Source organism: Paenibacillus sp. SAFN-117, from assembly GCF_051966115.1.
Classification (GTDB): Bacteria; Bacillota; Bacilli; order Paenibacillales; family NBRC-103111; genus Paenibacillus_L; species Paenibacillus_L residui.
In genome coordinates this window covers 1-5,529 of sequence record NZ_JBQCLK010000069.1, presented here as the reverse complement: position 1 = coordinate 5,529, position 5,529 = coordinate 1, and the positions used below count along the sequence as shown (strand labels likewise).

6 protein-coding genes are annotated in these 5,529 nt (G+C 48.9%); all 6 read left to right on the top strand.

Annotated features, from left to right (window positions below; translation table 11 throughout):
* Nucleotides 1–91: 91 nt before the first annotated feature.
* Nucleotides 92–1,528 (top strand): ATP-binding protein, encoded by a 1,437-nt coding sequence (locus ACTHRH_RS25400; RefSeq protein ID WP_440418232.1) that lies wholly within the window; start codon nucleotides 92–94, stop codon nucleotides 1,526–1,528.
* Between the two features lie 209 nt (nucleotides 1,529–1,737).
* Complete coding sequence (gene dnaX / locus ACTHRH_RS25395; RefSeq protein WP_144941991.1) at nucleotides 1,738–3,495, top strand: DNA polymerase III subunit gamma/tau; 1,758 nt, start codon at nucleotides 1,738–1,740, stop codon at nucleotides 3,493–3,495.
* Nucleotides 3,496–3,508: 13 nt separating this feature from the next.
* Nucleotides 3,509–3,820, top strand: coding sequence for a YbaB/EbfC family nucleoid-associated protein (locus ACTHRH_RS25390; protein ID WP_144941993.1), 312 nt, complete (start codon nucleotides 3,509–3,511; stop codon nucleotides 3,818–3,820).
* A gap of 34 nt (nucleotides 3,821–3,854) precedes the next feature.
* Nucleotides 3,855–4,454, top strand: coding sequence for a recombination mediator RecR (gene recR / locus ACTHRH_RS25385; protein WP_144941995.1), 600 nt, complete (start codon nucleotides 3,855–3,857; stop codon nucleotides 4,452–4,454).
* A 268-nt stretch (nucleotides 4,455–4,722) separates the two neighbouring features.
* Nucleotides 4,723–4,989, top strand: coding sequence for a DUF2508 family protein (locus ACTHRH_RS25380; RefSeq protein WP_144941997.1), 267 nt, complete (start codon nucleotides 4,723–4,725; stop codon nucleotides 4,987–4,989).
* Nucleotides 4,986–5,252 (top strand): pro-sigmaK processing inhibitor BofA family protein, encoded by a 267-nt coding sequence (locus tag ACTHRH_RS25375; protein WP_144941999.1) that lies wholly within the window; start codon nucleotides 4,986–4,988, stop codon nucleotides 5,250–5,252. Before ACTHRH_RS25380 ends, ACTHRH_RS25375 begins: the two co-directional genes overlap by 4 nt.
* The last annotated feature ends 277 nt before the right edge of the window (nucleotides 5,253–5,529 follow it).

Here is a 5,529-nt window from a genome sequence, read left to right as displayed (position 1 = left end):
TACTCTTACGCTACGACTTTAGTCGTCGACATTTATGTCTAAATCCACCTGCTTTGAGCAGGTGGTAGTTTAAGGAATAGGGGGGAAGCAGTTGTCCTCTTTAAGTAAAGGCCGTTCTCCGCTCACAATCGAACATGTGGATGCCTACATTCAGGCTTTCTCGTCACAGTGTGTTATTGTTGTGGACGGCGAGGGATTGATCGCCGACTGCAGCGCCGCTCTTCTCCAAGAAGCAGGTTATACACTGCAGGAGCTTAAAGGGATGTCGCTTCAGCAATTGGGGATTGAGTCATCCTTTAGCATTCTGCAGGATCAATATTTGGAAGCGGTATCCCAGAGCAGTTTAAATCCAATCATCCGTCTGCGGAATTGTCAGGGGGATGTGATGAACAGGCGGTATGCGATTGTCTCATTACAAACTCTGGATGGAAGACCCTATTTTTCCATACACATGGACCGGGTCTGTACGGAGGAGGAGCTTTCCTTGCTTCAGAAATTTGCCGGAACGTTTATGAAGGATATTAATTTAGGGGTCATCCTGATTGATGTCCAATTCCGTATCGTGGATATTAGCGATATGGCCTGTCGGGTATTAGGGTTACATAGAGAAAAAGTTGTCAACAAACCGGTTACAGAGGTTTTTAATGCCGTCCCCTCTCATCACCAACTGATTCAGCCAGCCATATTAAATGGGGTCGTGGTGAGAAATCATGCCGTTTCCTGGACGAATAACGAGGATCGCTATGAGCTGCTGCTCGATTCCAATGTGCTTAAGGATGAGGCCGGGAGAACGGTGGGCGCCTATGTTATTTTTAAGGATGTAACGAATCTGCGGTCTTTGGAACAACAGGTGCAGAGAAGCGACCGGTTGGCGATGATCGGCCAGATTGCAGCGGGAACCGCACATGAAATCCGGAATCCGTTAACATCCATTAAAGGTTTCATGCAGGTGCTCAAGAATACCTTTATAGAGAAGGGCATGGTTAAGGAACAGGAATATACCGACATCATGCTAACCGAAATCAACCGGATTAACGAGCTGGTTAGTGAATTCCTACTGCTCAGCAAGCCTAAGAACGTATCCTATCATAAGGTGGATATCAAGCTGGTTATGCGCGAAATCTTGCCGATAATCAGTAATGAGGCATTGCTTCATGGGGTAAGCGTACAATATGATGCCATTCCCGGCCTGCCTAAAGTGATTGCCGACAGCGAGCTGCTGAAGCAGGTTTTCCTCAATCTGTGCAAGAACGGGATCGAAGCAATGGCGGACGGAGGAATACTCACCATAACGGAGAAGGTCGATTATGAGGAGTTGATGGTTCATATTGAAATTCATGATACCGGACCCGGAATCCCCAATTTTGTCATCGATAAAATTTTCGATCCCTTCTTTACCACCAAGGAAAACGGGACCGGTCTCGGACTGTCCGTCTGTCAGCGCATCATTCACGACATCGGTGGAACGATACGCGTCGCTTCGAAGGGCTATGGCACGACGTTCAGTGTAAGCATTCCCTTTCCATAGAACAGCCTGCCGTTTGGAGAGGCTGTTTTTGTGTTTCCCCGCCATTTTTATAATTCGCCTCTGTTGAACTGCCAGGCTAAATCCATCCCGTTTCGCTTCCCATATTCAAGCAATCCGGACCAATTCATTGATCGCGCTTCAATGAGGACTGACAGTATTGTATAATAAAGAAAATAATTCTATGCAAGGAATTATTGGAGAGGTTTTATATGAAACAGCATATTGCGCTATACCGTACGTGGCGGCCTCAATTTTTCAGAGATGTCGTCGGACAACAGCATATTGTAAAAACCTTGCAAAACTCTCTCAGAGAAAACCGTTTGACCCATGCATATTTGTTCAATGGGCCACGCGGAACAGGGAAAACCAGTGCGGCCAAAATATTAGCCAAAGCGGTTAATTGCCAGCACGGCCCTGCCGAAGAGCCTTGTAACGAATGTGATACTTGCCGGCGGATTACAGAAGGTGCCGTCATGGACGTGGTCGAGATTGACGCGGCCTCTAACCGCGGTGTGGAAGAAATCCGCGATATACGCGATAAGGTCAAGTTCGCCCCGACAGAGGTTCGGCAGAAGGTTTATATCATCGACGAGGTTCACATGCTGACCACCGAAGCGTTCAATGCCTTATTGAAGACATTGGAGGAGCCTCCGGGGCAAGTCATGTTCATTCTGGCCACAACAGAGCCGCATAAAATCCCGGCCACCATTATTTCCCGCTGTCAACGATTTGACTTCCGCAGGGTGTCTCTGGATGAACAGATCTCCAGACTGGATTATATCTGCCGGCAAGAAGGCGTTGATATAGAACAGGAGGCGCTTCAGTACATTGCGCGGCTGTCCCAGGGCGGGATGCGTGACGCCGTCAGCCTCCTGGACCAGATTTCCTCCTTCTCGGGCGGCAAGGTCACTTACGAGGATATAGTGGCTATGACCGGTGGAGTAGCGGCCGATCAATTTAAGAAACTATCCGGGTTGATTCGGGAACGGCGCATCGGGGAAGCTCTGCAATTAGTGGAGCAATTTCTGCAGGCAGGCAAGAGTCCGGATAAATGCGTGGAGAGTCTGATGCATTATTTCCGGGATCTGCTTCTGATCAAGATGGTTCCCGATTCGTTAGCCTCCACCGAGCGGATTCTGGATCCCGCCGGCTTCGCTGAGACGGCTGCTTCCTTCAGCCGTGAGGAATTGTTCGAATCGATCGAGGTTCTCAACCGCTATCACGGGGAGATGAAGTATTCTTCGCAGCCTCAGATATTATTTGAAATTGCGGTTATGAAGCTGTGCCATTTGCAAGGCCAAGAAGCCCCGTCACCGCAAGCCTCTCCGTCGTCTCCCGTCTCGGCCGGACAAGGAGAAGACTGGGCCGTCCTTAAACGGAAGGTGGAGCAGCTGGAACAGACGCTCTCCAGGCTAATGGCCTCTTCCCCGGCGCCGGCTTCCGGCCAGGTGACAACACCGGAGCCGGCATCCAGGGGGCCGGCCGGTCAGTTCGGAGCCCGGAGAAGCGGCCCTTTCATTCGCAAGCCGTCTGTAAACCTGGAGGCATTCATTCGCGACCAGGAGTCTCCGCTGTTTAAACAGGCCTTGTCCAAATGGAGCCAGATATTGGCACTGGTTAAGGAAATGAAGATAACGGTGCATGCCTGGCTTGTGGACGGCGAGCCTGTGTCACTATCCAATGATCAACTGCTTCTCGCATTCAAAAGCGCCATGCATCGGGAGACTACGGAGAAGCCTGCAAACAAGCAGCTTATCGAGCAGGCGATACAGCAGGTTCTGGGTCATCCGCTCCAGCTTGTTGCCGTTATGAACCAGGAATGGAAGGATGCGTTGGCGGAAGAACCGGAAGCTGTCGAAGAGATGAAGCTTGAGCCGGATAAGGAGCAGCAGGGCAGTAAATCTCCCTGGGTCGATGAAGCGATCCAATTATTCGGAGAAGATTTGGTGAAAATAAAAAAAGATTAAGGAGTAGGTAAGCATGAACAATATGAATCAAATGATGAAGCAGGTTAAGAAAATGCAGGAGCAGATGCTGAAGGCGCAGGAAGAACTGGCCAATAAAACGGTGGAAGGAACTGCAGGGGGCGGCGTGGTCACCGTTACCGCTAACGGACAGAAGAAAATCGTCAATATTGCCATTAAGCCGGAAGCTGTCGATCCCGACGATGTGGAAATGCTGCAGGATCTCGTGCTGACAGCCGTGAATGACGCTTTGAACCAAGCGGAAGAGCTGGCCAACAAGGACATGGGCAAGTTTACTGCCGGATTAAAAATCCCGGGTCTGTTCTAATAGCGAACGAGACTGGATAAAAGGAGATAGCCTCTTGTACTACCCCGAACCATTGGCCAAATTAATCGATTCCTTTTCCAAGCTTCCGGGCATAGGGCCCAAGACGGCGAGTCGTCTAGCTTTTCATGTTCTTCAGATGAAGGAAGATGAAGCGATCGATTTTGCCAAGGCGCTCGTCAATGTCAAAAGAAATCTCCATTATTGTTCGGTTTGCTGCAATATTACAGATACGGACCCATGCCGGATTTGTCAGGATAAGAGCCGGGATTACTCCATTATCTGTGTCGTGCAGGAACCGAAAGATCTGGTGGCTATGGAGAGGACTAAGGAATTTAACGGTTTCTACCACGTGCTTCACGGTGCTATTTCTCCCATGGAAGGCATTGGCCCGGATGAAATCCGCATAACAGAGCTGGTCAAGAGACTGAGCGATGAACGCGTTCAGGAAATGATCCTTGCCACCAACCCGAATATAGAGGGAGAGGCGACGGCAATGTATTTATCCCGTCTGGTGAAGCCTTTCGGCATTCGTGTCACACGTATTGCACACGGATTGCCGGTGGGCGGAGACTTGGAGTATGCCGACGAGGTAACTTTGACCAAAGCGCTTGAAGGAAGAAGAGAGCTTTCCTGAGCGGAGCTGACCCCGAATAGGCCGGATACCGCCGGGAATGATCTCTGCAAATAGGATGTACAAAATAAGACGGCGGCTAATCTGACATTGGATGGCAAGCCAATTTACCTGCGGGACAAAGGGTCCCGCAGTTTTTTTATGAGCAGTTTTTCTGCCGGTGCGGAGATGGACGGATGACAAGGGATTGATTTTGGAGGAAACCGTTCTAAAAGCCTACGTGAACACCATATTCATTATTAAGGACTAACTCTCGGCGAGGGGTGGAATAATGAAGTGGTTTCTGAATTGGAGGAGAAATAAGGAAACGGCCGCGTCGATCAAGGACAAGCTGGCTCTTCTGGAGGAAATACGCCAATCACAACTGGAGTGGAGAAATGCCCAGCATCGGCTGGAATGGGTCGTCGGTCAGGATGAAGTCGATTGCGCTATATATGATTTGGTGGCAGCAGAAAAAAAGTATGAGATGCTTCTCAGACTGGCGAAACAGCAGCAATGGAATCAAGGTTTTGTCAATTATGAGAGGGAGGTGATATGATGCAGCTCTTGCTGTGGGGTGTATTTATTTTTTCACTATCCTTTCTGCTATTTGTTCTTATAAAAAATAGATCATCCATTCAATGGCTTGCCCGTTTGGGGATTCATATTGTCATTGCCGGCGTGCTGCTGTATGCAGTGAACTGGATTGGCGGATATTATGGATTCAGGCTTCCGATAAACCCCGCCACTATTGCGGCTGTCACTTTTCTTGGCATTCCCGGTATAGGGATGCTGGCGGCTATAAAGCTAGTTTTGCTATAAGCTCGGGTCTAATAGGTTTGCTTTCGATAATTTTGTTACGGACATAGTCCATGGTAGATATTCAGAAAATCAGGTTGAAATAGCATTTTGTTCGTCTCAAAAATATTAAATAAAAAAACAGTTGACTTTATATTAGGGGACGTGCTATATTATAAAAGTCGCGCTTGAGAGATGCGGCAATAGCCGAGAGGCTGCTAGATTCAGCATTGCCCTTTGAAAACTGAACAACGAGTGAATGAATGAAGCCAGTGCGTATACGGTTTTCGGACCGTATCCA

Coding starts and splice junctions, on each gene's coding strand:
- ACTHRH_RS25390 (WP_144941993.1), top strand. CDS start 3,509: ATGAACAATATGAATCAAATGATGAAGCAGGTTAAGAAAATGCAGGAG.
- ACTHRH_RS25375 (WP_144941999.1), top strand. CDS start 4,986: ATGATGCAGCTCTTGCTGTGGGGTGTATTTATTTTTTCACTATCCTTT.
- dnaX (WP_144941991.1), top strand. CDS start 1,738: ATGAAACAGCATATTGCGCTATACCGTACGTGGCGGCCTCAATTTTTC.
- ACTHRH_RS25380 (WP_144941997.1), top strand. CDS start 4,723: ATGAAGTGGTTTCTGAATTGGAGGAGAAATAAGGAAACGGCCGCGTCG.